Here is a 24832-nt window from a genome sequence, read left to right as displayed (position 1 = left end):
CCGCCCGGAGGTGAAAGCGGACGACCAGTGCGCCCAAGACCGTTCGGGGCGCGCCAGTGCGCGGACTCACTTCCGCTCACTGCCAAGGAACGGTGGGCGAGTTCCAGGGTGACGATGCCGCTCAGGAAGTCCGGCCGGGCCGCGGCGCCGGCAGTGACTCGGATGCGGTCGAAGCGATCCCGGAACACAACGGTGGCGATCAGGGCGGCGAAGGCGATGCGTTGTCTCACGCAGGCGGCGAGGTTGCCGCGGCCTGCGCCCGGATCACGAGCGTGGGCCGGCCGTGACAGCGCTCGCCGGTGACGCCGACTCCGTGCACCGGCGGCGGCCGGTCGGCGAGGGAACGGCCTCGCCCCACCTCAGCTCGACAGGGGCTCTGCTCACGACAGGAAGTCGCGCGCGATCCCCTCCGCCACCCGCTCCAGCAGTGGCCCCGCCTGCGCCATGCATACGGCGGGGTCCGGCTCCAGGTCCGTGAGGGCGTACGCGCGCCGGATGCCCGCACGTCCCAGCGCCTCCGGGGGCAGCGCGAGGCGGCCGCAGACCGCCACCACCTCCAGGCCCGCCGCGCGAGCCGCCGCCGCGACGCCCGCCGGAGCCTTGCCGTGCAGGGTCTGCTCGTCGAGGGAGCCCTCCCCCGTGATCACCAGCGTGGCGCGGGCCAGCGCCGGGGCGAAGCCGAGGACGTCGAGCATGACCTCTATGCCGGGGCGGAACCGGGCGCCGAGAGCGACGAGCGCCCCGTAACCGATGCCGCCTGCCGCACCCGCCCCGGGCAGTTTCGCGTGGTCCGCGCCGAGGACGGACGCGTAGTGGGTGAGTGCCGCATCGAGGGTCGCGATGTCGTCCTCGGTCGCGCCCTTCTGCCGCCCGTAGACCTCCGGGGCGCCCTTCGGGCCGGTCAGCGGGTTGTCCACGTCGCTGGCGAGGATCAGGTCCACATCGGCCAGCCGCGGGTCGAGGCCGGTCAGATCCGCCTCGGCCAGCTCCGCGAGGCCACCACCCCCGGGGCCGACGGGCTTGCCGTCCGCGTCGAGGAAGCGGGCGCCGAGTGCGGCGAGCATGCCCGCGCCGCCGTCTGTGGTGGCACTGCCGCCGACCCCGAACACAATGGTCCGGGCGCCCGCGTCCAGCGCTGCGGCCAGCAGCTCGCCGGAGCCGTACGTCGTGGCCGTCAGGGGGGCGAACACCCCCGCCGGAAGATGCTGAAGGCCGGAGGCCTCGGCCATCTCCACCACCGCGGTGGTGCCCCGCAGGGCGTACGCCGCGGTCACGGTCTCCCCGCGCGGCCCGGTCACCTGCGCCTCGCGCCGCTCGAATCCGGCGGCCACCGCCGCCGCCACCGTGCCGTCGCCGCCGTCCGCCACGGGCAGGGTCTCGACCTGCACCTGGGGGACGACGCGCCGCAGCCCGGCCGTCACCCGCTCCGCGACCTGTACCGCCGTGAGCGAGCCCTTGAACTTGTCCGCCGCGACGAGCACGCGGGCGGTCTCCATCACTGCTCCGTCCGTCACCTTGCATCCCTTGCTTTCGAACAGGCAGTCGCGCCGCCCCGACCGTATCCGGAGCACCGGCCCTCTGCCCATGGGTGTCCGGGCCCTGGACCTGCGGAACGGCGGACGCGCCGGCCCCCATTACGCTGCGCACGTGACCACCACTGACTACGCCACGTACATCGCAGGACTGCCCAAGGTGCTGGCCGCCGCGGCAACCGTCTTCCGGGACGGGGAAGGACGAGTGCTGCTCGTCGAGCCGAACTACCGGGACGGCTGGGCCCTGCCCGGTGGAACGATCGAGTCCGACGAGGGCGAGACCCCGCGGCAGGCCGCACGCCGCGAAACGGTCGAGGAGATCGGCCTCGATCTGGAGCCGGGACGGCTGCTGGCGATCGACTGGGCACGCAGCCCCGAGCGGCCTCCGATCGCCGCCTACCTGTACGACGGCGGGGTCCTGGACGAGGCGCAGTTGACGGCGATCCGGCTGCAGGAGGAGGAGCTCCTCTCCTGGAAGCTGGTGGAACGCGGCGCACTCGGCCGGTATCTGCCCGGTTCCCTCGGACACCGGGTCCGGGCGGCGCTGGAGGTGCTCGACTCCGGAGCGGGCGCCGTGGAGCTGGAGGACGGCAGGCCCGTCGCCTCCTGACCTCCCGACTCACGGTCATTCATCCCGTATCGGCATCGTGTGCCTCCGCGTCCGCTGTTCTGACAGGCCATCACAATGCTCGTGCGTAAGGAAGTTGTCGGCACCGTCGGAAGCGCGGCCGCAGATCAGGCCCCGGCTCCGGCCTCGCATGCGTCTTCCGTTCCGCTGCCGCTCCCGGCGAACGGCAGTTTGACGACAGGACCCAGCACCGGCCGATATCACCTCGCGGGCGGCAGCCGCCGCTGCGTACGCTCGCACGTATGACTCTCGTCGCGATCCTCAGCGGCGCCGGAATCTCCACGGATTCCGGCATCCCCGACTACCGCGGGCCGAACGGGCTCTGGCGGAAGGACCCGGAGGCCGAGAAGCTCGTCACGTACGACTTCTACATGGCCGATCCGGAGATCCGCCGCCGCTCCTGGCAGATGCGCCGCACCAGCGCGACCTGGCGCGCCGAGCCGAACGCGGCCCACCGTGCCGTGGCGGACCTGGAGCGGTCCGGGGTCCCCGTGCGGGTGATCACGCAGAATGTCGACGGGCTGCATCAGCTGGCCGGCCTCTCCGCCCGCAAGGTCCTCGAACTGCACGGCACCGCGCGTCAGGTGGTCTGCACCCGCTGCCATGCCCGCTCACCGATGGCGGCGGCGCTGACCCGGGTGGAGGCGGGTGAGGCGGACCCGGCGTGCACGGTCTGCGGCGGCATCCTGAAGTCGGCGACCGTCATGTTCGGTGAGCGGCTCGATCCAGTGGTGCTGGGCGAGGCGATGTCGATCGCGAAGGCGTGCGAGGTGTTCATCGCGGTCGGTACGACGCTGCAGGTACAGCCCGCCGCGTCGCTGGCCGGGATCGCGGCGGAGCACGGGGCGCGGCTGATCGTGGTGAACGCCGAGCCGACGCCGTACGACGAACTGGCGCAGGAGACGATCCGCGAGCCCATCGGGACCGCGCTGCCGTCGCTGCTCGCGCGGCTGTCCGCCGAGGCAGCCCCGGGGACCGGCGGCTAGTGCCCCTCCCCGGGGAACGACCTCGCCCGCCCCGCCGTGCGGTGAGCCTTCCCTCATGAACCGGTCGCGCCCATCGCACCACCGTGCACGGCCGGTTCAGGTCACCGTCCTGCTGCGCAGGCTCCTGCGGCGGGGCACCACTCGCGATCATCCGCCAGCACATCGCTCAGCAACAACGTCCGCTCTGACCTGCGGGTCAGAGCAACCCGGAGATGCGTTTCATCCCCGGCCTGATGGCCGAGGCTTTCACGCAACATGATCGGTAACGACATATTCTTCCCCGAACCCGGCGCCCGCGCCTATGTGCGCGATCTGCCCGACGCCGAACTGCACCTCTTCGACACCGGGCACTTCGCGCTGGAGGACCACCTCCCGGAGATCGCCCCGCTCGTGGCGGACTTCCCCCACCGCACCTGGGAGAAGGAGGTCCAGGCCGGTCTAGGCCCTGTCCAGTTCCTGCGCGATGCGGCGCGAGGGCCGGAACGTGTAGAGGTCGAGAATGTCGGGGGCGTCCGCGAGGCCGGGGCCGCCCGCCTCGACCCAGGTGACGATGTCGGCGACGGCATCCGGGTCGTTGACCAGGCCGAGCCAGACCGGGCGGCCACCCGCCCTCCTGCCCTCGGCCGACGGCTGCACGACCATCACATTGGCCTGCTCGCACGCGTCCAGACATTCGACGGCCCGCACCGTGACGATCTCGCCGAGTGACCGGCGCAGCGTGGCGAGCTGTCCGGCATGGTCCACGTCCGGGATCTTCGGCGTACCGCAGCAGCAGCCGCGGCAGACGCTGACGGTGGGGCGGGGCGCGCCCTGGGCGGGCGCGGCAGCCTTGCGCGTGCGGCGGCTCATGCGGGAACGCTCCAGGTGGTGGCGCGGATGATCACCGTGGGACTCTATCGAGCACTCTCCGCAATCGAACACCTGCACCCCTCCCGCGGCGGCCGAGTGAACCGGTGAGGTAAGGTGGGTGGCTGCGAAGGGGAGTAGCCCCGCAAACCGGTCGTCGACACACTGGAACCCCCGGGTTCCCGGTGGCCGGGCTCGTAGATCATTACGGGCGGGCGAGACCTTCGGTCAGGTATGACACGCCCGCACCTTGTGGGCGCTGCAGTCATGCCGGGCCGAGTGGTCCTCCGAAAAGCCCGAGTGGCGCTTCGCGGAAAGGCCCGGGCCCGGCTCTCACAGAAAGCCACCCGGAATGCATCTCGACCCCCTGGCGATCGTCACCGCCTTCGGGCTGATCTTCCTCGCGGAGCTCCCCGACAAGACCATGTTCGCGTCGCTGGCCATGGGCACGCGCATGCGGCCGCTCTACGTCTGGTTCGGCACCTCGTCCGCGTTTCTCGTGCATGTCGCGATCGCCGTCGGCGCGGGCGGTCTGATCGGGCTGCTGCCCGACTGGATCGTCAAGCTCGTCTCGGCCGTCCTCTTCGCGTTCGGCGCGTTCATGCTGCTGCGCGCCGGGGGTGGCGACGGCGACGAGGAGAGCGAAACCAGGACCGTGACCGGCTTCTGGCCGGTCTACTCGACCGCATTCATGGCGGTGTTCATCAGCGAATGGGGTGACCTCACCCAGATCACCACCGCCAACCTGGCCGCCAGCAACGGCACCTGGTCCACGGCCATCGGCTCCGCGGCCGCTCTGATGTCCGTCTCGGCGCTGGCGCTGGTCGCCGGGCGCTTCATCGCCAAGCGGGTGCCGCTCAAGACTGTGCAGCGCATCGGTGGCCTGTGCATGCTGGGGCTGGCGATCTGGTCGGTCGTCGAGATCTTCATGGCCTGAGCCGGTTCCATGGCGCAGCCACCACGAAGCCCGACGGTCGCCCCGTGCGTCCGCCGGGCTTCGGCGTGTCCGGAGCTCGGCACTAGAAGAGCGCCGGTGTGTCGCCCTCCGTGCCGTTCTCGAAGGCCAGCAGCCGCTGCTTGCGGTCGAGTCCGCCGCCGTAGCCGGTGAGGCCGCCCGACGCTCCGATGACCCGGTGGCAGGGGACGATGATCCCGACCGGGTTCTTGCCGTTGGCCAGGCCCACAGCGCGGGAAGCACCCGGCTTGCCCAGGTTTTCGGCGAGTTCCCCGTACGAGCGTGTCTCGCCGTACGGGATCGACCGGAGCTCTTCCCATACGCTGCGCTGGAACGGGGTGCCGTCCAGGTGCAGGGGCAGGTCGAACTCCCGCAGCTCGCCCGCGAAGTAGGCGTCCAGCTGGCGGATCGTCTCCGTGAAGGGGCGTGGGTCCGGGTCGCCGAAGGTTTCCTCGGGCGGGCGGTGCCGCTGTCCGGTCATATAGAGGCCGGAGAGGACGCCGTCGGTGGCGACGAGGGTCAATGGACCGTACGGGCTGTCGACGACCGTGTGCTGCCGGGTCGCGGCGCGTGTCGCAGTCATGCGTGAACTCCCTTATACGGGAAGGTGATTGATGGGGTGATCGTCGACGGTCCAAAGATACTGGACCGCGTACGCCCGCCAGGGACGCCAGGCCGCCGCGCGTGCGGTCAGCGCCGCGGGGGTCGACGGGAGACCGAGTTCCTCCGCCGCCCGCCGGATGCCGAGGTCGGTGGGGAGGAAGGCGTCCGGGTCGCCGAGCGCTCGCATCGCGATGACCTCGACGGTCCAGGGGCCGAAGCCGGGCAGGGTGATGAGTTCGGCCCGGGTCCTTTCCCAGTCGGTGTCGGTGCCGAGTTGCAGCGAGCCGTCGGCGAGAGCGCCGACGAGGGTCGTGAGGGTGGTGCGACGGCTGCGCGGCAGCGCGAGCTGCTCGGGGTCGAGCCCGGCGAGCGCTTCCGGGGTCGGGAAGAGGTGGGTAAGACCGCCCTCGGGGTCGTCGACGGAGATGCCGTGGGCGGTGACCAGGCGGGCCGCGTGGGTGCGGGCGGCAGCGGTCGAGACCTGCTGGCCGAGCACCGCCCGTACAGCGAACTCCGCCCCGTCGACGGTACGCGGCACCCGTCGCCCCGGCGCCTTGTCGACCAGCGGGGCGAGCAGCGGATCGGCCCGCAGCTGATCGTCGACGGCCACCGGGTCGGCGTCCAGGTCGAGCAGCCAGCGGCAGCGGCTGATGGCGAGGGTGAGATCGCGCGGGTCGGTGAGCGAGAGCCGGCACGCGATGTGGTCGGGGCGCGGAGTGAGGGCGACGATGCCGTGCCCGTACGGGAGGGTGAGCGTCCGGCGGTAGGCGCCGTCGCGCCACTCCTCGACGCCGGGAACCGCGGTCGCGGCGAGATGGCCGAAGAGGTTGGAGGGATTGAGCGGGGCCCGGTACGGCAGCCGAAGCGTTATCACTCCCGGCGTCGACGGCGGTTTCGCGGACCGGGCGGCGCGGGTGCGCAGCTCGCTCGGCGCGAGCGCGAAGACCTCACGGACGGTGTCGTTGAAGGTACGGATGGACGAGAACCCGGCCGCGAACACCACGTCGGCCATGGGGAGTTCGGTCGTCTCGATGAGCAGCCGGGCGGTCTGGGCGCGCTGGGCGCGGGCCAGGGCGAGCGGACCGGCACCCAGCTCGGCGAGCAGCTGCCGCTCGATCTGCCGGGCGGAGTAGCCGAGCCGGGCGGCCAGCCCCGGCACACCCTCGCGGTCGACGACCCCATCCCCGATGAGCCGCATCGCACGGGCGACGGAGTCGGCGCGGGCGTTCCACTCCGGGGAGCCGGGGCTGGTGTCGGGCCGGCACCGCTTGCACGCCCGGAACCCGGCCTGCTGGCAGGCGGCGGCACTTGGGTAGAAGGTCATGTTCTCGACCTTGGGCGGCACGACGGGGCAGCTCGGACGGCAGTAGATCCTGGTGGTCAGGACCGCCGTGAAGAACCAGCCGTCGAAGCGGGCGTCCTTGGACTGGACGGCCCGTACGCAGCGCTCGGTGTCGGTGTACATGGCTCAAGCATGAGCCACCCGATAGCGCCGGGCTAGCGGAAATCCGACATCAGCCTTGCGCTGCCAGGGCCTCTTCGAACTCCGCGTACGCATGTGCGTCGAACAGCACGAATCGCACCTCCTCCACCGGCGCTCCCGCCTCCGCCAGGACCGTGCGGACGGCGATCCGCGCGCAGTCCGAGCTCGCCGTAGCGGCGGTAACGATTCACCCACTTCGACGCCGTCGCTCGCGATATCCCCATCTCCGCGGCAACATGCGCGACCGGGCGGGTGCGACAGCGCTCGATGAGCCTGCGGCGCCCTTCCGGGGTGAGCGGGGCGTTGCGGTGAGTCATGCGGCCCGGACGTCTTCGGCCCACACGGCGGGTTCAGGGTCGGACAAGTGTGTCCGTTTGGGCAGCAAGAGTGGGGTGGCGAGCAGGAGAACGCCGGAGATGGTGATCGCGGCGAGGGGGCTGGTGAGTGTGGCGAGGATGCCCCAGATCACCATGAGGGTGGCCTGCACGAGTTTGCTGCTGACACTCCATGTGCTGAGGACTTGGGCGGCATGATCCGCGGGAGTCCGTTGCAGGCGTTCTGTGGCGTAGATCGGGTTGAAGATGCCCATGCATGTGATCAGCAGGCCCTCGACGATGATCACGGTGAGGAGTCCGGGGATGCCGGGATGGATGAACGCGAGACCGAGCGGGAAGAGCGATCGCAGCCAGCCGGAGCCGGTCATGACCCGGTGCCGGCCGTAACGCTTCACGAGGCGTGCGGAGAGGCGGGCGCCCACGAAGCCGCCGAGTGCCGGGATGCCGAAGGCAAGACCGTATTGCCAGGCCGGGAAGTGGTATTCGCCCAGCAGGAGGACGGCCAGGAGCGGGACGGTGGCCATGATCAGGCCGCCGACCAGGATCGAGTTGAGGAACAGGCACCGTAGTGCGCGGTCGTGGAGGATGAACCGCCAGCCACCAAGAAGGTCGGCTCTGCGCAACCTGGTGGCCGGGTCGCGGGGTGCCGCGACGTCGCCTCCGCGGATGCGGAGGACCCCGAGCGCGGATAGCAGGTAGCTGAGGGCGTCGGCCATGACAGTGACGACCGGGCCGAGCAGCCCGATGAGCGCGCCGCCGAGGGGCGGTCCGGCCGCAGTCGCCACCCAGCTCGTGCCCTCGAATCTCCCGTTCGCGGTAAGGAGGTGATCGCTGCGGACGAGGTATTTCAGGTACGCACCGGATGCGGCGGTGAAGGCGATGCTTGCGGTTCCGGAGATGACCGAGACGATCAGCAGCTGGCCGTAGGACAGCAAGCCGAGGAAGTACGCGACCGGAATACTCGCCATCGCGAGGAACCGAGCCAGGTCCATCGTCATCATCACCGGACGCTTGGCCCGGTGCTCGACCCACGGCCCGAGCGGGAACGCAATGATCGCCGCGACGGCAAGCCCGGCTGCCTGCAGAAGCGAAACCTCGAATGCCGACGAGTGCAGCACTCGAACCGCGATGAGTGGGAACGCTCCGAAGGCGATCCACGTGCCATACGTGCTGACGGCGTAGGCCGACCACAGCCAGCCGAAACTGGACCCCAATTTCACGCGCACATGACTCCTCCGCAACAACCGATGTTTGGGTACCTGAATCACATCGGCTACACGAGAGCAGGATCAAACAACCGCCTTTCGGCGAGCCACAACGATCAGTTGGGCGGGCATAAGCTGGACCAATGGATACCGAGGCAGTGCGATCGTTCGTCCGGGCGGCCGAGCTCGGACAGTTGCAACACGCGGCCGACGAGCTGGGCGTGACACAGCAGGCGGTCTCGAAGCGGATCGCCGCCCTAGAGCGCGAGCTGGAGGTCCGCCTGTTCACCCGTACCGCCCGAGGGGTCGAACTGACGCTCGACGGCCAGGCGTTCCTCCCGCACGCACGGAGTATCGTCGCGGGTGTCGATCGCGCCGTCACCGCGGTCAGGCCGGGCTCGCGGGCCCTTCGGATCGACGTTCTCGGCCTGCGAAGCGCGCAGGCCGTCGTTCTGCACGACTATTGGCGATCGCATCCCGAAACCGACCTCGACGTGGTGACCCTCAGGGTCAACGACCCTCACGGGGCGGCCGCCGCCGTCCAGGCAGGCGATATCGACGCCTCGTTCCGCACCGTCACCGATCCGGCCACGCTGCCGCGCGACGTGCAAATGATCCACGCCTTCGACTCCCCACTGGAACTCCTCGTCGGCCCCAGGCATCCGCTCGCCTCCGCACGAACACTGACACCACCCCAGCTGCGCAAGCTTCGGATCTGGGTGCCGGGTATCGCGCCCCGAAGCGAATGGGCAGAGTTCTACGATCAGCTCGCCACCGCCTTCGACCTCCGCATCGACGCGGCAGGCCCGAACTTCGGTAACGAGGTACTCCTCGACGCCCTCGCGGACTCCGCCGACGTGGCCACCCTCGTCGGCGCGCGCGACCGGTACATCTGGCCGACGAACTACGACCTGCGCCGCATCCCGATCGTGAACCCGACGCTCGCCTACCCGCTCTCCCTCATGTTCCCCAGAACGAATCCGCACCCGGGACTTCGGGCGATCATCAACCACTTCGCAAGCCTGACACCGCTCCCCGAGACGGCCTGGCTCCCGTCCTGGGCAACGACACCATGCCGCAGCGCCGGCGACATCGCGCACACCCGCCACTAACAATCGTTTGCACGGGTGCATACCAACATGACTCGCTTAACCAGCTCGCCACCGATTTGACTCAATCTGCCGCCGCCAACAACGTCATGGCCAGCAACAGCTAGTTGTGTTGGGCGGCGCGGCGCTGGACGTCGCGTGCGGGACGGGCGAACTGGCACGGCTGCTGAAGGCGATGGGCTACACAGTGGATGCCGTGGACTACGCGTCCACCGCCATCGGCCGCGCGACGCGCCCAAGACCGTTCGGGGCGCGCCAGTGCGCGGACTCACTTCCGCTCACTGCCAAGGAACGGTGTGCGCATGCTCCCATCCTGCCGTTCCCGGGGCTGCTCCGCGGGACGGGAACTCCGCCGTACCGAGTTCACCGGCAGGGCGCCAGGTGTGCCGCATGACCGGCTGGCCGGGCAGGACGCCGGTGGCCGAGGTTCGCGGGGCGGCGTGCTCGGGCGCCTTGCCCCGCAGCCTCTTCGGCCTGACCTCAGGTCGCGCGGAGCCTGCGCCACACCGCCTTCGCCGCGTGGTGGCCGGACATCCCGTGCACGCCGGGCCCGGGCGGGGTGGCCGAGGAGCACAGGAACACCGCCGGGTGCGCCGTCGCGTACGGCACGCGGGCCAGCTTGGGCCGGATCACCGTCTGCAGACCGGCGAACGCACCGCACGCGATGTCACCGCCGACGTAATTGGCGTTGCGCGCGGCGAGTTGCGGCGGGCCCGCGACGGCGCGGGCGAGCACCAGATCGCGGAAGCCGGGGGCGAACCGCTCCAACTGCCTCTCGATGACCTCGGTGGCGTCGCCCTCCCAGCCCGCCGGGACATGTCCGTACACCCAGAAGACGTGACGGCCCTCGGGTGCGCGGGACGGGTCGATCAGGCTGGGCTGTGCAGTGATCAGGAACGGCACGCTCGGGTCGCGGCCCGCCACGGCTGCCCGCATCGCGCTGTCGATCTCGCCTGCCGTGGGCCCGATATGGACCGTGCCGGCCCGCCGGGCCTCCTTCGCGGTCCAGGGGACGGGGCCCGACAGCGCATAGTCGATCTTGAAGCAGGAGGCGCCGTACCGGTAGCCGCGGTAGGCCTGGCCCAGTCCGGCGATCCGTGCGAGGGCGGTCGGCGAGGTGTCGAAGACATAGGCGCGGGCGGGCGGGAGCTCGTCGAGGCGCTTGACCTCCGTGCCGGTACGGATCGTGCCGCCCAGTTCACGTACGTACGAGGCGAGGGCGTCGGAGATGGCCTGTGAGCCGCCTCGCGGCACCGGCCAGCCGTTCTCGTGGGCGGCGACGGCGAAGAGCAGCGCGATGCCGCCGGTCGCAAGGCCGCTGGTGGGGGCTATGGCGTGGGCGGCGAGTCCGGCGAACAGGCCGCGCGCCTTCACGCCCCGGAACCGGCGGGCGAGGAGCGTGGCGGGCTGGATCGCGTCCAGCCCGAACCGGACCCAGCGGTACGGATCGCGCGGCAGCCCGATCCACGGCGTGCGCAGGATGTCCTCCGCGAGCGTGTCCCAGTGGCCGAGGTACGGGGCGAGCAGCCTGCGGTACGCCCCCGCGTCCTGCGGTCCGAGCGACATGGCGCTCTCCCCCACCGAACCGGTGAGCACGGCGGCGGAGCCGTCCGGGAAGGGGTGAGCGAGCGACAGCTCGGGCTGGAGCCACTCCAGACCGTGCCGGGCGAGCGGCATCCGGGCGAACGCGGGCGAGCCGATGCCCAGCGGATGCACGGCTGAACACGGGTCGTGGCGGAAGCCGGGGAGTGTGAGCTCCTCGGTACGGGCGCCGCCCCCGACCGTCTCCTGCGCCTCGAACACTTCCACGGAGAAGCCCCGGCGGGCCAGTTCGGCTGCGGCGGTCAGTCCGTTGGGGCCCGCCCCCACGACGACGGCATCGAGCATCGATGGCACCTTCGGACTCCTTCGTCAGCCGACGGCAAGAAACTCCAGGATATTCCGCTGCGCCGACAACCGAACCGCGGGTACCGTCCGGGCCGATGAATGCGGGTACCGTCCGGGCCGATGAATACGGAATCGGCAGCAGAACGAGTTCGCGCATCGATGGTCGACGACATGGCGGCCCGGCTGACCGCGGTGTCCGGCGTCCGGGCCGTCGCCCTCGGCGGCAGCCGCGCCCGCTCAACGCATCGCCCGGACTCCGACTGGGATCTCGGCGTCTACTACCGCGGGACACTCGACCTGGTCGCCCTCACCGCACTCGCCTCTCAGGCGCAGCGCTCCCCGGTGGAGGTGGCCGGTCCGGGCGGCTGGGGTCCCTGGGTCAACGGCGGCGCCTGGCTTCGGGTGGACGGCACGGCGGTGGACTGGATCCTGCGCGATCTGGACCGGGTCGAGAGCGTCTGGTCCGACTGCCGCGAGGGCCGCTTCGAGGTGGGCGTCCAGCCCGGCCATCCGCTGGGCTTCTGGTCGCCCTGCTATCCGGGCGAGGTCGCCCTGGGCCGCGTACTGGCCGACCCCTACGGCGAATTGACGGAACTTCAGCAGCAGACGCGTAACTATCCGGACCCCCTGCGCAGGGCGCTCTGCGACGCCGCGTGGGAGGCGGACTTCTCCGTCACGGCGGCACGCAAGTCGGCGTCCTCCGGGGACACGCTCCATGTCGCGCTCTGTCTGTCGCGAGCGTTCGGCATTCTGGCGCAGGCTCTCCACGCCCACCACCGCACCTGGTGCCTGAACGAGAAGGGGGCACTGGCCGCGGCCGCGCTGCTGCCGGAGACTCCGGCGGACTTCGCCGAGCGGGTCGGTGGGGCGCTGCGCGGCCTGGACACGGCCGCGGTGGAGACGGCGGCGTCCGTGGTGCGCGACGTGCGGGAGGTTCTCGGGTGAAAAGGTGCCCTGCCGGGTACCGGGCCGGGTTTAGGGTCCGGGCATGATCGCCGAACTTCAGTGCGTGGTGCTCGACTGCCCCGATCCCGTACGCCTGGCCGAGTTCTACGGGTCGGTCCTCGGCGGCCGGGTCAACGAGCCGGACCGGCGGTGGACGCTCGGCGAGGACTGGGCGACGCTGCACACCGACGCCGGTCTCGTCCTGGCGTTCCAGCGGGTGGCGGACCACCGGCCGCCGCGGTGGCCGGACCCGGCGCGGCCCCAGCAGTTCCATCTGGACTTCGGCGTGCCGGATCTGGACGCTGCGCAGACGGAGGTCGTCGCGGCGGGCGCGACCGTGCTCGACGACGGGAGCACGAGCGGGACCGGGGGCGGGGAGGCGGACGCGGAGCGGGCCGAGCGGCCGTGGCGGATCTATGCCGATCCGGCTGGGCACCCGTTCTGCCTGGTGCTGCACCGGGCGGCGTAGCCGCTGTCGCGCCGTCCCGGTCGACGAGGGTGTACGGCCCGTCGTGCGGCTGATCACCGACCCGGCTCTGGCCACCGTCACCGGGCGGTACTTCGACCGATTCACGGACACCAGGGCCCATGAGCAGGCGTACGACCCGCGGGCCCGGGCCCGGCTCGCCGCGGTGACCCGCGCGCTCATCGCCTGACCGGTGCCGCCGGTGAAGGTCAGCCCCCGGCGCGCAGCGCCGCCAGGATCCGTTCGGCCGTCGCCTTGTCGCGGGCGGCCGTGAACGGCAGGTCGTTGCCCCCGACGATGCGGAACGGGGCGCCCGAGAGCGTGGCCTGGGCGCCGCCCGCCTCGGTGACCAGGAGCAGGCCCGCCGCATGGTCCCAGGCGTACTCCCAGTTGAAGGCGACCGCGTCCTGGTCGCCGCGGGCGACAGCCAGGTATTCGAGGCCCGCGGAGCCGCACGGACGGGCGTGGATGCCGTCGACGAACAGGCCGAGCAGGGCCCGCTTCTGGGCGGCGGTGGTGTAGTCGGGGTGCGACATCGCGACGTCGAGTTCGGCGCCGGGCGCGGGCGATCCGGAGCGTATCGGCACACCGTTGAGCACGGCTCCCCGGCCGCGTACCGCGACCGCCATCTCGTTCAGTGCCGCGGCGTACGTCCAGGAGGCAAGTAGTTCGCCGTGGTGGGCGAGGGCGACGAGGGTGCAGAAGCCGGGCTCGCCGCGGACGAACTGGCGGGTCCCGTCGACCGGATCGACGATCCAGACCGGTGCGTCGCCGCCCAGGGCGTCGTACACCTTCGGATCGGCGTGGACCGCCTCCTCACCGACGACCACCGAACCGGGGAGCAGCCGCGTCAGGGACGCGGTGAGGTGTTCCTCGGCAAGGCGGTCGGCGGTGGTGACGAGGTCGTGCGGGCCGCTCTTCTCGACGATCTCGTGTGCGGCAAGCTGCCGGTAGCGCGGCATGATCTCGGCGGCGGCCGCTGCGCGGACCGCCTCCTCGACCTCGGTCAGGTCCCCGGCAAGGAAGGCATCGATCATGCCTCCAGCTAAGCACGGTCCACCGGGAACCCGACGGCCTGGTCATGACGCGGAGGTGACCGGTCAGCGACCGACGGCGTACCGTTCCTAACCAGTGTGCGTAAGTGAGTCTTGGACCCACTGCTGCGTCCTGGGCGCATCCCGAACGGTTTTGGATGCACTGGGTTCCCGCTTTCGCTTCCCGCTCGGCGGCACTCCTCCAGGGGCGTGGTCCGTCGCGGGCGGGCGGGTTCCCTCACGCCCCTGGTCACCTGACCCGGCCTGGACGGTCCGATGCCCCGCACGATCACTCCGGTCGTGCGGGGGCGGTGCCGTCCGACGCCGGACCGGGTGCCCGAGGGCGCGTCGTCCGATCGCGATGCCCGCGGCATCGTGACGGGACATCTTTCGGCGTGGGGTGGTCAGCGGTTTCTGCCAGTGCTGGGCACCCCACATGCTGGTGTAGGCGGGGTCGACCGCGACAATGCTCAGGCCGTGTTCGGCGGCCATGGACACCAGCCGGGCCTTGAGCTTGCCGGTCGGCATGCCGGAGATGAGCTGCCGGAACCGCTTCACCTCAGCAAACCGACAGCAGCTCACAACCCCTGCATGCCGCGGGGGCTCGCAACGGCGGAGAGCACACCGGTCTCCGGATCGCGGGCGACGGCGCACATCCGCCCTTCCGGCCACGGGTCGCCCACGGTGACGTCATGGCTGCGGCGGCGGAGCTCCTCGACGACCACCGGGTCCATGCGCTCCTCGACGGTGACGCTGCCGGGCCGCATGCCGCGCGGGAAGAACGAGCCGGGGAAGCTGTCGTTGTGCCAGTTCGGGGCGTCGATGGCGCCCTGCAGGCCGAGTCCGCCGCGTACCTCGGCGCGCAGGGCGACGGCGAGGAAGAAGTGCAGCTGCCACTGGTCCTGCTGGTCGCCGCCGGGCGTGCCGAACGCCATCACCGGGACGCCGTTGCGCAGGGCGAGGGACGGGGTGAGGGTGGTGCGGGGCGGCGGCCGGGGGTGAGGGAGTTCGGCAGGCCCTCGTCGAGCCACGCCATCTGGAGACGGGTGCCGAGCGGGAAGCCGAGCTCCGGCGACCGGGTTGGACTGCAGCCAGCCGCCGCTGGGGGTGGCGGAGACCGTTGCCCCAGCGGTCGACGACATCGATGTGGCAGGTGTCGCCGCGGGTCGCGCCGTCCGCTGTGACGGTCGGCTCATGAAGCGGACACACGCCCGGCGGCTAGGTTCGACACATGTCACGGACCGGCACTGCTCTTCTGCTCCTGAACGCCGCCTTGATCCTCTTGGCTCTGACGGCCGTCCACCGGCACCTGTTCCGGCGCCTCGTCAAAGACGTCTCCCACGAGGGCTCCCCGTGGCGGCGTGCCGGCACGGTGCTGGTGTGGCTGCTCTCGGCGACCACAGCGGTCCTGCTGTTCGCCGGGCCCGCCGAGCCGCCGTTCGAGATCGCACGGGTCCTCACCCCGGCGGGTGAGGTCTGGCTGCCGCTGCTGATGTACCTCACCCTCGCGCTGCTCCTGGGCGAACTCGTCCGCCTCCTGCTCCGCCGGGGCCTCGCCCGGCGGGCCGCCACACCGTCATCGGACGGACCCGACGCCCCTGGTGGGAAGGACCCCTCCCGGCGGCTCTTCGTCGCGCGCACCGTCGCGATCGGCGCCACCGCCTTCGCCACGGCAGGCGTCGCCGCCGGGGCAGGCGGAGACTCGGGCGCGGGGCGTCGAGCTCTCGCTGCCCTTCACCGGGCTGTGGCGTGCCAGGAACAGCCCGGCACGGCGGATTCCGAGTCATGGGACCGAGCTGTTCGGCAGCAGTCACGCCATTGACTTCATCGGCGTGGACGACCGCCACCGCACGGCCGGCCACCGCAGCTGGCGGACCTTCTTCGCCACCGAACCGCCCGAGCTCTTCCACAGTTTCGGCCGGTCGGTCCTGGCTCCCGCCGCCGGCACCGTGATCGCGGCCCACGACAGCGAGCCCGACCACGAGGCACGCAGGTCGCAGCTCGCCCTGGTGCCGTACATGCTGGGCCAGGCCGCACGGGTACGCCGAGGGGCGAACGCCATCGCAGGGAACCATCTGATCATTTCGCTGTCGGAGCACGGCCCCTACGTTGCCCTGGTGCACCTCAAGTCCGGCTCCGTCCAGGTGTCCGCCGGACAGCGGGTGGTGGCCGGCCAGCACCTCGCGAACTGCGGCAACTCCGGCAACTCGACCCAGCCCCATGTGCACATGCAGGTCATGGACAGCTCCGACCTCTCGGTCGCCCGAGGCATGCCGATGCTGTTCCGGCGCTTCCGTGAATGGCCCGGCGGCCCAGGTGGGGATTGCCGGGTCAGGGAGTTGGCGGTGCCGGACGAAGAGGCGGTCGTGGAAGCGCTTCCCGCCCCGGCCCGGGACTGACCGGTCCCGCTCGTCGGCCGGCCGGCCCGGTTGCCAGGCGCGGTGCGCCGGGAGGGAAGCGCCGGTCGCAGTGGATCCTCTGCGGCTGCCGGGCCGGGCCGGCAGCCGGGTACCTTCCCCGTTCGCCGGTGGTGTCGAAGGCCGCCGTGAAAATCCTGTGGGTCATGACGTGACCGGGGTGCGGGTGGCCGCCGTTCTCGTGGTGGGCGGTCATCCCGCGCGGGCAGAACGCGCGCGGATGTCCGCCCGGGGGAGAGTGTCGCCCTGGAGCCCGGGGCTGAGGACGGATCCGCGGGGCGATGCTCCTGGCTCAAGTGGGCCCGGCCAGGAGCATCGCGGAGTCGTCCGCCCTTCCGCGGTCGCGGCTCAGGGCCGCCTGGAGGTCATCCGGTAGGTGATGAGGAACCCGATGAGGGACCAGATCGCCAAGACGGCGAAGGGGAGCGCTGCGACGCCCTCCGGTGGCCTGTTGAGTGTGTCCCGGACCGCCTCGGCCATGTACTGGAACGGGAGCAGCTCATGGCTTTCCGCCGCAGTCCGGCCATCCCCTCAGCGGCTGAGCGGCGACGCGTCAGCCGCACGCATCAGCTGCGCCCGAACCGCAGCGTGATCAGCTCGAACGGGCGCAGCGTCAGCTGTACACCGTCGCCCGCCCGCTCCGGTACCGTCGCCCCGGCCAGCGGCCGCTCCAGCAGGTCGGTCACCACGAGGTCACCGAACTCGAATCCCGCACCGAGCCGCACCTTGGCACGGCCGCCCGTCGACTCGTAGAGCCGTACGACCACATCGCCGCTCGCGTCGTCGGCCAGTTTCACCGCGCTGACGACGACCGCGTCGTTGTCGACGGTCACGAGTGGCGCCACCGCGCGGTCGCCGGCCACCTGGCGCTCCGGCAGGTTGATCCGGAAGCCCTCGCGGACCGCGTCGGCGATCGTCGCGCCGGGCACGAGCGCGTGGCGGAAGCGGTGCACGCCCTGGTCGGTCTCGGGGTCGGGGAAGCGCGGGGCACGCAGCAGGGAGACCCGGACGGTGGTGGTCGTCCCGGCGGTCGAGTCGCGGACGGTACGGGTCACGTCGTGGCCGTACGTCGAGTCGTTGACGAGCGCGACGCCCCAGCCCGGCTCCTCCACGTGGACGAAGCGGTGGTTGCATGCCTCGAACTTGGCGGCCTCCCAACTGGTGTTGGTGTGGGTGGCCCGGTAGAAGTGGCCGAACTGCGTCTCGGAGGCGTACCGCTCGGCGTGGATGTCCAGCGGGAACGCGGCCTTGAGGAACTTCTCCGTCTCGTGCCAGTCGACCTCGGTGTCGATGTCGAGCCGCTTGACGCCCGGGGCCAGTGTCAGCAGCTGGGTGACCTTCGAGTCGCCGAAGCTGCGGACGATGCGTACGCCGACCGATCCGTCTGCCTCGACCGGGGTGAGCTCGTCCAGGTCCGTCAGGTCGGTGACGGTGTTGCGGTAGAACGCGTCGACGTCCCAGGCGTCCCACATGTTCGGGAAGTCGGGGTGGATCTGGAGCAGGTTCGCGGCACCTCCGGGCGCCACGGTCTCGCGCCCGGCGGCGATGTCGTACGCGGAGACGACCAGCCCGCGGCCGTCGATCTCCACCCGGAGCAGGCCGTTGTCCAGGACGTGGCCGCCGCCCTCGCCCGGTGCGAGCCGCCCGCCGCTGCCGGTGGTGAGCGCCCCGGCGCCACCGGCCGGAATCCCGCCGCGCGCGTGCGGTGCGGAGTTGAAGAGGAGCGTCTCCCCCGCCGCGGTGTCGCCGGCCAGGGCACGCTGCGCCGCGTCCACGATGCCGTTCAGTTCCTCGGCGACAGCCGCGTAGGTCTTCTCGGCCTCGCGGTGCACCCAGGCGATCGAGGAGCCGGGCAGGATGTCGTGGAACTGGTGCAGCAGCACTGCCTTCCAGATCCGGTCCAACTCCTCGTACGGGTAAGGGAACCCGGTCCGTACGGCGGCGGTCGCGGCCCACAGCTCGGCCTCGCGCAGCAGGTGCTCGCTGCGCCGGTTGCCCTGCTTGGTCTTCGCCTGGCTGGTGAGGGTGGCGCGGTGCAGCTCCAGGTAGAGCTCTCCGACCCACACGGGCGCGTTCGGGTACTCCGCCTCCGCCTTGGTGAAGAAATCGGTGGGGGTCTCCCACGTCACGGTCGCCGACCCTTCAAGGCTGCGCATCCTGGCCGCCTTGGCGATCATCTCGCGGGTGGTGCCGCCGCCACCGTCCCCCCAGCCGGACGGCGCGAGGGAGTGCTGGGCGACGCCCTTGTCCTTGAAGTTCTTCGCCGCGTGGGCGATCTCGCTGCCCTTCATCGAGCAGTTGTAGGTGTCGACGGGCGGGAAGTGGGTGAAGATCCGGGTGCCGTCGATGCCCTCCCACTGGAAGGTGTGGTGAGGGAACTTGTTGGTCTGGCTCCATGAAATCTTCTGCGTGAGCAGCCACTTGGATCCCGCAGCCTTGATGATCTGCGGTAGTCCCGCGGCGAATCCGAACGTGTCGGGGAGCCACGCCTCGTCGTTCTCGATGCCGAACTCGTCGAGGAAGAACCGCTTTCCGTGCACGAACTGACGGGCCATCGCCTCGGAGCCCGGCATGTTCGTGTCGGACTCGACCCACATGCCGCCGGACGGCACGAACCGCCCTTCTGCCACGGCCTTCTTGACCTTGGCGTAGACCTCGGGGCGGTGCTCCTTGATCCAGGCGAACTGCTGGGCCTGCGACATCGCGAAGACGAAGTCGGGCTCGTCCTCCAGGAGAGCGGTCATGTTGGACGTCGTACGGGCGACCTTGCGGACCGTCTCGCGCAGCGGCCACAGCCAGGCGGAGTCGATGTGGGCGTGACCGACGGCGCTGATGCGGTGCGCGGACGGCTCGGCGGGGGTCGCGAGGACGTCGGCGAGCTCGGCGCGGGCTGCGGTCGCGGTGCCGTTCACGTCCTGCAGATCGACCGCGTCGAGGGCGCGGCCGATCGCTCGCAGGAGGTCCCAGCGGCGAGCGCCCTCGATGGGAAGTTCCTGCATCAGCTCGCCCAGCACCTCCAGGTCCTGGACGAGGTTCCACACGTTCTCGTCGAAGACGGCGAGGTCCATCCGGGCGAGGGTGTACTGCGGTTCGCTGCCCGCGGTCTCCTTGTCGCCGAGCCGCGTGGGCAGGAAGGGGTGGTAGTCGAGGATGACCGGGTTGGAGGCGGCCTCGATGTGGAGCAGCACCTCCTCGCCGCCTGCGGCGGGGGCTCCGACGCGCACCCACTGGTTGCGCGGGTTGAGGCCCTTCACCGGGGTGCCGTCGGGGCGGTGGACAAGGCCCTCGCACTGGAAGCCGGGCATGTTCTCGTCGAAGCCGAGGTCGAGGAGCGCCTCGACGGTGCGGCCCGCCCACGTCTGCGGGACGGTCCCGGAGACCCGGAACCAGCTGGTGCCCCAGGGGGCGCCCCACCGGTCGCCGACCGCGATCGGCACGGTCGGAGCGGCGAGGCCCTCGGCGACCGGCACGGGCTCGCCCGGCGCGGTCCAGACGGCGACGTCCAGCGGTACGGATTCCGGGTATACGGCCGGTCGGATGCGCTCGTCGAGGACGCGCCCCAGACGGGCTTCGACCAGGCTGCGGTCGTCATGCATGAGGGTGGCTCCGTGGTGAGGTGGGGGCGGGTGGGGCGGGTGGGGCGGATACCGGGTGCGCGCGGCGGGGCGCACCGGGCGGGGTCAGTGGACCTGGTCCGGGGTGAGGACGTCGGTGATGCCGCGCGCGGCCAGGTGCTCCTTGTTCCCGGCCTGGCTCGCGAGGACGGCCGTGGGCCGGACCCCGTCCGCGGTGAGCCGGGCGAACGCCTCGAAGAACGCGCCGCCGGGGGCGCACGTCGAGCGGCGGGGTGCGGTCTCGTCGTCGCCGGTGTCGACCAGCAGGGCCGTGGTGCGGCGAGCCGGCCGGACGGCCGCCCCCCGCCGCTCCTCGACGATCCGGGCGATGGCCTCCCCGGCCGGTTTCACCTGCCGGTTGTTGGTCAACAGACCCAGTCCGTATTCGAGTTCGGGGAAGTCCGCCAGGGAGCGGGACACGTCGTGGGAGCACCACCAGGTGACGCCCCACACGTCCTCGCAGTCCAGCGCGTTCGCAACGGTCGCCTCGGTGAACGCGGCGGCGTGCTCGGCGGGGATGAGCGGCGAGGGGGCACCGACCTCCTGCAGCCAGACCGGCCGGTGCGGGTCGACGGCCCACGCCTTGGACAGTTCGACCAGGTAGGCGGCGTGGTGCTCGGTGGCGGTACCGGTGCGGCCGTGCCGTTGGGCGGTGCCGTTGAAGACCCAGGAGTGCACGGCGGTGACGGCGCCGATCCGGGCGGCGTGGGCGGGGGTGAACGCGTGGTCGTCCTGGTACCAGGCGGCGTCGTACTCGGCATGCAGATGCAGCTTGCCGGGCGCCCCCGCCTCGCAGGAGTCGAGCAGGGTACGCAGCCAACTGCCCGCCTGCGCAGGGGTGATGGGGTCCGGGTCGGGGTGCGGAGGGCCCGAGAACTGGTTGATCTCGTTGCCCAGGGTCATGCCGATGAAATTCGGGCGGTCGGCAAGGGCGGCGGCGAGCGTACGCAGGTACGCGGCCTGGCCCGCCACCACGTCCGGGTCGGTGAAGATGTTCCGCCGGTGCCAGGTCTGCGTCCACGCGGGCAGGAAGTCGAAGCTCGACAGGTGGCCCTGTAGTCCGTCCACGTTGACGTCGAGGCCGCGCTCGGCGGCGGCGTCGACGAGCTGGACCAGCTGTTCGACGGCGCGTGGCCGGATCAGGGTGCGGTTGGGCTGGAAGAGCGGCCAGAGCGGGAAGACCCGGATGTGGTCGAGGCCGAGTGCGGCGATCGAGTCCAGGTCGGCGCGGACCACGTCGAGGTCGAAGTCCAGCCAGTGGTGGAACCAGCCCTGGCTGGGCGTGTAGTTGACGCCGAAGCGCAGCGGGGAGTGAGGCATACGGTACGGGTGTCCTGGTTCTTGTGGTGGGGGGTGGCGGCGGCTCGGGGTCAGCCCTTGACGGCGCCTTCGCCGACGCCCCTGAAGAAGAAGCGCTGCAGGCAGGCGAAGAGCACGATGAGCGGGAGCACGGCAATGATCGTGCCCGCGGCGACGAGGCGTTCGTCATTGGCGAACGTGCCGTGCAGATAGTTCAGCCCGATGGTCAGGGTGAAGTTTCCCGGGTCGCTCAGCACGATCAGCGGCCACAGGAAGTCGTCCCAGGCCCCCATGAAGGCGAAGATCGCGACAACGGCGAGGGTGCCTCTGACCGAGGGCAGGGCGATCCAGAAGAACCGCTGCCAGACGTTGGCGCCGTCGACGAACGCCGCCTCCTCCACCTCGTGCGGGAGGTTGAGGAAGGCGTTGCGCATCAGCAGGACGTTCATCGCGGCGACGGAGCCCGGCAGCAGCACACCGATCAGGGTGTTGTTCAGACCGAGCTCACGCATGGTGGTGAACTGGGCGATGATGATGCCCTCGACGGGGACGAGCATGGCGAGGATGAACGCCAGCGCCGCGGCCCCGCGCCCCCGGTACCGCATTCTGGCCAGCGCGTAGCCGGCCAGTGCGGAACCGACACAGTTGGTCACCACATTGGCGGTGGCCACCTTGAGGGAGTTCAGCGCGTAGTCCCAGACCGGGATGGTGTCGGCGACCCGTGAGTAGTTGTCCAGCGTCGGATGACTGGGCAGGAAGCTCGGCGGCGAACTGAAGATGTCCTCGCCGGGTGCCTTGAGCGAGGTCGAGAGCTGCCACAGGAACGGTCCGACGGTCAGCGCGAGTACGGCGAGCAGCAGGACGTAACGGAGCAGGAGCTGCCAGGCCGGGATGCGGCGCCCCTCGGCGTCGGTGATGTTCAGGATGCTCACGCGTCCTCCTTGCGGTCGGCGCGGAGCACCAGGAGCATCAGGGCGACCGTCACGACGAAAATGACGACGGAGATGGCCGAGGCATAGCCGACCCGCCCGGTCAGTCCGGTGCCCACGCGCTGGACGAGCATCACCAGGGTGGTGTCCTCGCCTGCCGGACCGCCGGAGGGTCCGGCCATCAGATAGACCTCGGAGAACACCTTGAAGGCGGCGACCGAGGCCAGCGCCCCGACGAGGACCATGGTGGAGCGGACGGCGGGGACGGTCACGGTGAAGAATCGGCGGACGGCTCCGGCACCGTCCACGGACGCCGCCTCGTGGAGTTCCCTGGGGACGTTGGCCAGCGCTGCCAGATAGATGATCATGTAGTAGCCGAGGCCCTTCCAGACCGTGACCGTCATCGCGCTGAACAGCAGCAGCCACTGGTCGCTGAGGAAGCCGACCTTTCCGATCCCGACGGCTTCCAGCGCCGCGTTGATGAGCCCCCGGTCGTCCAGCATCCACACCCAGATCAGACCGACGACGACGATGGAGGCGACGACGGGGGTGTAGAACGCGGAGCGGAAGAAGGCTATGCCGGGAATGTGCCGCTGGACGAGCATCGCCAGCAGCAGCGGCAGGATGACGAGGGCCGGGACGACACCGAGGACGTACAGCGTGCTGTTCCGCAGTCCGGTCCAGAACATGTCGTCATGGATCAGCTCCCGGAAGTTCGCCAGACCGACGAACTTCCCGGGCATCAGCGTCCGGCGGTCCGTGAAGGCGTTGACCAGGGTGCTGAAGAACGGGAACAGGCTGAAGGTGCCGACGACGAGCAGTCCGGGGGCCGCGAACAGCCAAGGACTGAAGGGCAGATGACGGCTGATCCGGTGGCCGGACCGGCGGTCGCCGGAACGTGTGCTCCGGGCCGCCGGTACCGCTGCGACGGTGTCCCGGAGCGGCGGGGAATCGGTGGATTGCACGGCGGAGGTCTTCACAGAGGACTCAGCTCTGCTGCAGGAGCCGGTCGCAGGCCTTGACAGCGTTGTCAAGAGCTTCCTTGGGGCTCTGCTTCCCCTGCAGCGCCTTCGCGATCTGATTGCGCAGCTCGGTCTTCATCTGGTCACTGAAGAGGACCGGCGTGTAATTGACCGCCGTCTTCAGTGACTTGGCGGCGGCGACCCGGACACGCGTCACATCGGTGCCGTCCTCCTCGGTGAAGTACGGGTCGTCGAGGGATCCGGCGGTGCTCGGGAAGATGGCGACCTGCTTCGCGAACTCCATCTGGCGGGTCGCGTCGGTCACGTAGTGCGCGAAGGCCACGGCCGCGGGCTTCTGCTTCGTCTGCGCGTTCACCATCACGCCCATGACGTACATGTTGGCCTTGCCGGTGCTGCTGATCTGGTCGGTGATCCCGATGTTCTTGTAGAGACTCGGCGCCTGCTTCTTGAAGTTCTCCAGGTCCAGCGCGCTGCCGGGGTTCATCGCCACGGAGCCGGTGAGGAACTTGTGGCCGGACGACTCGGGGGTCGCCGTCAACGCCTGCGGGTCGAGCGCCTTGGCGTCGTACAACTCCTTGTAGCGCGTGAGCAGTTCGAGGCCCTTGGCGTCGTTGAAGGCGAAGCCCGTACCGTCCTTGTTCATCAGCTGTCCGCCGTACCGGCCGAAGTCCTCGATGGTGGGTACGTTCGCCAGCGTGGCGACCCTGCCCTTGCTGTGCCGGGCCAGCTTCAGACCGGAGTCGAAGAGTTCGTCGTACGTGGTCGGCGGCTTCTGCTGGTCGAGTCCGGCTTCCCTGAAGAGGCTCTTGTTGTAGAACAGCGGGCCGGTGTTGAGGTACCAGGGGAAGGCGTATGTCCCCTCCAGGCCCGGTATCCGATGGCTCTGCCAGGCGCCGAGGAGGTACTCCTTGCGGTACTTCGACGCCGCCTTGTCGAGGTCCAGCGCGATCCCCGCCTTGGCCAGCGGTGCGACCAGGTCGGGCGAGACATTGACGACGTCCGGCAGGGTGCCACCGGCTGCGTCGGCGCTGATCTTGTCCGCGTAGCCCTCGGCCGGCCGGTCGACCCACTTGACCTCGGCGCCCGGGTACTTCTTCTCGAAGTCCGCGATCAGCCCGGTGAAGTACGGCTTGAAATTGGCCTGAAGGTTCCAGGTCTGGAAGGTGATCCTGCCCTGGATCTTTCCTTCGACCTTGCCGGACCCGTCGGACGAGTCCCCGCCGGATCCACCGCCACAGGCGCTCAGCGGGAGGACAGCGGCGAGAACGGCGGCAGCGGCGACTGCTCTGCGGGAAATACGCACGGTGAACGGCTCCTTTGCTCGGACCAGGCGTGCGGACGGGACGCGCCGGGTCCGTGGTGGACTCACCGGCTGCGTACGCCCAGCAGACCTTCCAATGCGCGCGACGCAAAGTCAATACATTCGCTTGAAATTAACCCGAACTTTCGCCATACATGCAGGTCAGAGCAGCACAGACAGGCATTGGCGGTGATTGACTAATGCGCTTTAGGCCTACACAGCTCAAGCGCATTAGTCGACAACGGACCTCGTTCGACCCATGCCGTCGGAAGGCTT

General features: G+C 70.4%; 22 protein-coding genes and 4 pseudogenes. 11 read left to right on the top strand and 15 right to left on the bottom strand.

Annotated elements, in window-relative coordinates; genetic code table 11:
* Nucleotides 1–92 precede the first annotated feature (92 nt).
* Entirely contained in the window at nt 93–287 is a 195-nt protein-coding gene (locus ACWD6R_RS26260; RefSeq protein WP_451820949.1) for a hypothetical protein, read from the top strand.
* A 93-nt stretch (nt 288–380) separates the two neighbouring features.
* Here ACWD6R_RS26260 and ACWD6R_RS26255 read toward each other — a convergent pair whose 3' ends face one another.
* A complete protein-coding gene (locus tag ACWD6R_RS26255) occupies nt 381–1496 on the bottom strand; it encodes a glycerate kinase (RefSeq protein ID WP_451820952.1) in 1116 nt (371 codons plus the stop codon).
* Between the two features lie 151 nt (nt 1497–1647).
* Here ACWD6R_RS26255 and ACWD6R_RS26250 point away from each other — a divergent pair, with 151 nt between their 5' ends.
* Together ACWD6R_RS26250 and ACWD6R_RS26245 are read left to right on the top strand one after the other, a co-directional pair.
* On the top strand, nt 1648–2142 hold the full coding sequence (locus ACWD6R_RS26250) for an NUDIX domain-containing protein (protein WP_451820948.1): 495 nt from the start codon (nt 1648–1650) through the stop codon (nt 2140–2142).
* A gap of 260 nt (nt 2143–2402) precedes the next feature.
* Entirely contained in the window at nt 2403–3146 is a 744-nt protein-coding gene (locus ACWD6R_RS26245; protein ID WP_451820947.1) for an SIR2 family NAD-dependent protein deacylase, read from the top strand.
* A 438-nt stretch (nt 3147–3584) separates the two neighbouring features.
* Here ACWD6R_RS26245 and ACWD6R_RS26240 read toward each other — a convergent pair whose 3' ends face one another.
* Nucleotides 3585–3995 (bottom strand): (2Fe-2S) ferredoxin domain-containing protein, encoded by a 411-nt coding sequence (locus ACWD6R_RS26240; protein ID WP_451820946.1) that lies wholly within the window; start codon nt 3993–3995, stop codon nt 3585–3587.
* Nucleotides 3996–4344: 349 nt separating this feature from the next.
* Between ACWD6R_RS26240 and ACWD6R_RS26235 the strand changes: the two genes are divergently transcribed.
* Nucleotides 4345–4929, top strand: a complete 585-nt coding sequence (locus tag ACWD6R_RS26235) for a TMEM165/GDT1 family protein (protein WP_451820945.1) — start codon at nt 4345–4347, stop codon at nt 4927–4929.
* An 82-nt stretch (nt 4930–5011) separates the two neighbouring features.
* Here ACWD6R_RS26235 and ACWD6R_RS26230 read toward each other — a convergent pair whose 3' ends face one another.
* The 4 genes and pseudogenes from ACWD6R_RS26230 to ACWD6R_RS26215 form a co-directional block, all read right to left on the bottom strand.
* Nucleotides 5012–5530, bottom strand: a complete 519-nt coding sequence (locus ACWD6R_RS26230) for a methylated-DNA--[protein]-cysteine S-methyltransferase (protein ID WP_451820944.1) — start codon at nt 5528–5530, stop codon at nt 5012–5014.
* Between the two features lie 12 nt (nt 5531–5542).
* Nucleotides 5543–7015, bottom strand: coding sequence for an AlkA N-terminal domain-containing protein (locus tag ACWD6R_RS26225; RefSeq protein WP_451820943.1), 1473 nt, complete (start codon nt 7013–7015; stop codon nt 5543–5545).
* A 173-nt stretch (nt 7016–7188) separates the two neighbouring features.
* Nucleotides 7189–7350: pseudogene (locus tag ACWD6R_RS26220) on the bottom strand (helix-turn-helix domain-containing protein); the annotation flags it as partial.
* Nucleotides 7347–8594 (bottom strand): MFS transporter, encoded by a 1248-nt coding sequence (locus tag ACWD6R_RS26215; protein WP_451820942.1) that lies wholly within the window; start codon nt 8592–8594, stop codon nt 7347–7349. The pseudogene ACWD6R_RS26220 and the gene ACWD6R_RS26215, both read right to left, overlap by 4 nt.
* A 122-nt stretch (nt 8595–8716) precedes the next feature.
* Between ACWD6R_RS26215 and ACWD6R_RS26210 the strand changes: the two genes are divergently transcribed.
* A complete protein-coding gene (locus ACWD6R_RS26210; protein WP_451820941.1) occupies nt 8717–9685 on the top strand; it encodes a LysR family transcriptional regulator in 969 nt (322 codons plus the stop codon).
* A gap of 106 nt (nt 9686–9791) precedes the next feature.
* Complete coding sequence (locus ACWD6R_RS26205) at nt 9792–10076, top strand: methyltransferase domain-containing protein (RefSeq protein WP_451820940.1); 285 nt, start codon at nt 9792–9794, stop codon at nt 10074–10076.
* Between the two features lie 86 nt (nt 10077–10162).
* Here ACWD6R_RS26205 and ACWD6R_RS26200 read toward each other — a convergent pair whose 3' ends face one another.
* Complete coding sequence (locus ACWD6R_RS26200) at nt 10163–11578, bottom strand: phytoene desaturase family protein (protein ID WP_451820939.1); 1416 nt, start codon at nt 11576–11578, stop codon at nt 10163–10165.
* Nucleotides 11579–11689: 111 nt separating this feature from the next.
* Here ACWD6R_RS26200 and ACWD6R_RS26195 point away from each other — a divergent pair, with 111 nt between their 5' ends.
* The 3 genes and pseudogenes from ACWD6R_RS26195 to ACWD6R_RS26185 all read left to right on the top strand — a co-directional run.
* Nucleotides 11690–12514, top strand: coding sequence for a nucleotidyltransferase family protein (locus ACWD6R_RS26195; protein ID WP_451820938.1), 825 nt, complete (start codon nt 11690–11692; stop codon nt 12512–12514).
* Between the two features lie 43 nt (nt 12515–12557).
* On the top strand, nt 12558–12983 hold the full coding sequence (locus ACWD6R_RS26190; protein ID WP_451820937.1) for a VOC family protein: 426 nt from the start codon (nt 12558–12560) through the stop codon (nt 12981–12983).
* A 10-nt stretch (nt 12984–12993) separates the two neighbouring features.
* Nucleotides 12994–13170: pseudogene (locus tag ACWD6R_RS26185) on the top strand (3-oxoacyl-ACP reductase); the annotation flags it as partial.
* A gap of 19 nt (nt 13171–13189) precedes the next feature.
* Here the strand turns inward: ACWD6R_RS26185 and ACWD6R_RS26180 are convergent.
* The 3 genes and pseudogenes from ACWD6R_RS26180 to ACWD6R_RS26170 form a co-directional block, all read right to left on the bottom strand.
* A complete protein-coding gene (locus tag ACWD6R_RS26180) occupies nt 13190–14017 on the bottom strand; it encodes an inositol monophosphatase family protein (protein WP_451820936.1) in 828 nt (275 codons plus the stop codon).
* Between the two features lie 87 nt (nt 14018–14104).
* A pseudogene (locus ACWD6R_RS26175) lies at nt 14105–14569 on the bottom strand (IS200/IS605 family accessory protein TnpB-related protein); the annotation flags it as partial.
* 23 nt (nt 14570–14592) lie between these two features.
* Nucleotides 14593–15208: pseudogene (locus ACWD6R_RS26170) on the bottom strand (gamma-glutamyltransferase); the annotation flags it as partial.
* Between the two features lie 37 nt (nt 15209–15245).
* On the opposite strand from ACWD6R_RS26170, the gene ACWD6R_RS26165 reads away from it, so the two are divergent.
* Together ACWD6R_RS26165 and ACWD6R_RS26160 are read left to right on the top strand one after the other, a co-directional pair.
* Nucleotides 15246–15836 carry a hypothetical protein gene (locus tag ACWD6R_RS26165; protein ID WP_451820935.1) on the top strand — a complete coding sequence of 197 codons (591 nt, stop codon included), beginning with the start codon at nt 15246–15248 and terminating at the stop codon, nt 15834–15836.
* Between the two features lie 10 nt (nt 15837–15846).
* Nucleotides 15847–16413 (top strand): M23 family metallopeptidase, encoded by a 567-nt coding sequence (locus ACWD6R_RS26160; RefSeq protein WP_451820934.1) that lies wholly within the window; start codon nt 15847–15849, stop codon nt 16411–16413.
* Between the two features lie 584 nt (nt 16414–16997).
* On the opposite strand, the gene ACWD6R_RS26155 is transcribed toward ACWD6R_RS26160, so the two are convergent.
* The 5 genes from ACWD6R_RS26155 to ACWD6R_RS26135 form a co-directional block, all read right to left on the bottom strand.
* Nucleotides 16998–20027 (bottom strand): alpha-mannosidase, encoded by a 3030-nt coding sequence (locus ACWD6R_RS26155; protein WP_451820933.1) that lies wholly within the window; start codon nt 20025–20027, stop codon nt 16998–17000.
* A gap of 84 nt (nt 20028–20111) precedes the next feature.
* Nucleotides 20112–21365, bottom strand: coding sequence for a glycoside hydrolase 5 family protein (locus ACWD6R_RS26150; protein ID WP_451820932.1), 1254 nt, complete (start codon nt 21363–21365; stop codon nt 20112–20114).
* A gap of 50 nt (nt 21366–21415) precedes the next feature.
* Nucleotides 21416–22276 (bottom strand): carbohydrate ABC transporter permease, encoded by an 861-nt coding sequence (locus ACWD6R_RS26145; protein WP_451820931.1) that lies wholly within the window; start codon nt 22274–22276, stop codon nt 21416–21418.
* Nucleotides 22273–23142 carry a carbohydrate ABC transporter permease gene (locus ACWD6R_RS26140; RefSeq protein WP_451820951.1) on the bottom strand — a complete coding sequence of 290 codons (870 nt, stop codon included), beginning with the start codon at nt 23140–23142 and terminating at the stop codon, nt 22273–22275. The genes ACWD6R_RS26145 and ACWD6R_RS26140 overlap by 4 nt, the downstream gene beginning before the upstream one ends.
* A gap of 118 nt (nt 23143–23260) precedes the next feature.
* Nucleotides 23261–24559 carry an ABC transporter substrate-binding protein gene (locus ACWD6R_RS26135; protein ID WP_451820930.1) on the bottom strand — a complete coding sequence of 433 codons (1299 nt, stop codon included), beginning with the start codon at nt 24557–24559 and terminating at the stop codon, nt 23261–23263.
* Nucleotides 24560–24832 lie beyond the last annotated feature (273 nt).

The sequence above is a fragment of the Streptomyces sp. NPDC005151 genome, assembly GCF_053599875.1.
The sequence above is the reverse complement of the archived record's forward strand: the minus strand, read 5'-3'. Positions and strand labels throughout refer to the sequence as shown.

Bases quoted from the DNA above. Each gene is read 5' to 3' on its own strand.
- ACWD6R_RS26255 (WP_451820952.1), bottom strand. From the start codon at position 1,496: ATGGAGACCGCCCGCGTGCTCGTCGCGGCGGACAAGTTCAAGGGCTCG.
- ACWD6R_RS26245 (WP_451820947.1), top strand. From the start codon at position 2,403: ATGACTCTCGTCGCGATCCTCAGCGGCGCCGGAATCTCCACGGATTCC.
- ACWD6R_RS26240 (WP_451820946.1), bottom strand. From the start codon at position 3,995: ATGAGCCGCCGCACGCGCAAGGCTGCCGCGCCCGCCCAGGGCGCGCCC.
- ACWD6R_RS26235 (WP_451820945.1), top strand. From the start codon at position 4,345: ATGCATCTCGACCCCCTGGCGATCGTCACCGCCTTCGGGCTGATCTTC.
- ACWD6R_RS26230 (WP_451820944.1), bottom strand. From the start codon at position 5,530: ATGACTGCGACACGCGCCGCGACCCGGCAGCACACGGTCGTCGACAGC.
- ACWD6R_RS26225 (WP_451820943.1), bottom strand. From the start codon at position 7,015: ATGTACACCGACACCGAGCGCTGCGTACGGGCCGTCCAGTCCAAGGAC.
- ACWD6R_RS26210 (WP_451820941.1), top strand. From the start codon at position 8,717: ATGGATACCGAGGCAGTGCGATCGTTCGTCCGGGCGGCCGAGCTCGGA.
- ACWD6R_RS26195 (WP_451820938.1), top strand. From the start codon at position 11,690: ATGAATACGGAATCGGCAGCAGAACGAGTTCGCGCATCGATGGTCGAC.
- ACWD6R_RS26190 (WP_451820937.1), top strand. From the start codon at position 12,558: ATGATCGCCGAACTTCAGTGCGTGGTGCTCGACTGCCCCGATCCCGTA.
- ACWD6R_RS26180 (WP_451820936.1), bottom strand. From the start codon at position 14,017: ATGATCGATGCCTTCCTTGCCGGGGACCTGACCGAGGTCGAGGAGGCG.
- ACWD6R_RS26165 (WP_451820935.1), top strand. From the start codon at position 15,246: ATGTCACGGACCGGCACTGCTCTTCTGCTCCTGAACGCCGCCTTGATC.
- ACWD6R_RS26155 (WP_451820933.1), bottom strand. From the start codon at position 20,027: ATGCATGACGACCGCAGCCTGGTCGAAGCCCGTCTGGGGCGCGTCCTC.
- ACWD6R_RS26150 (WP_451820932.1), bottom strand. From the start codon at position 21,365: ATGCCTCACTCCCCGCTGCGCTTCGGCGTCAACTACACGCCCAGCCAG.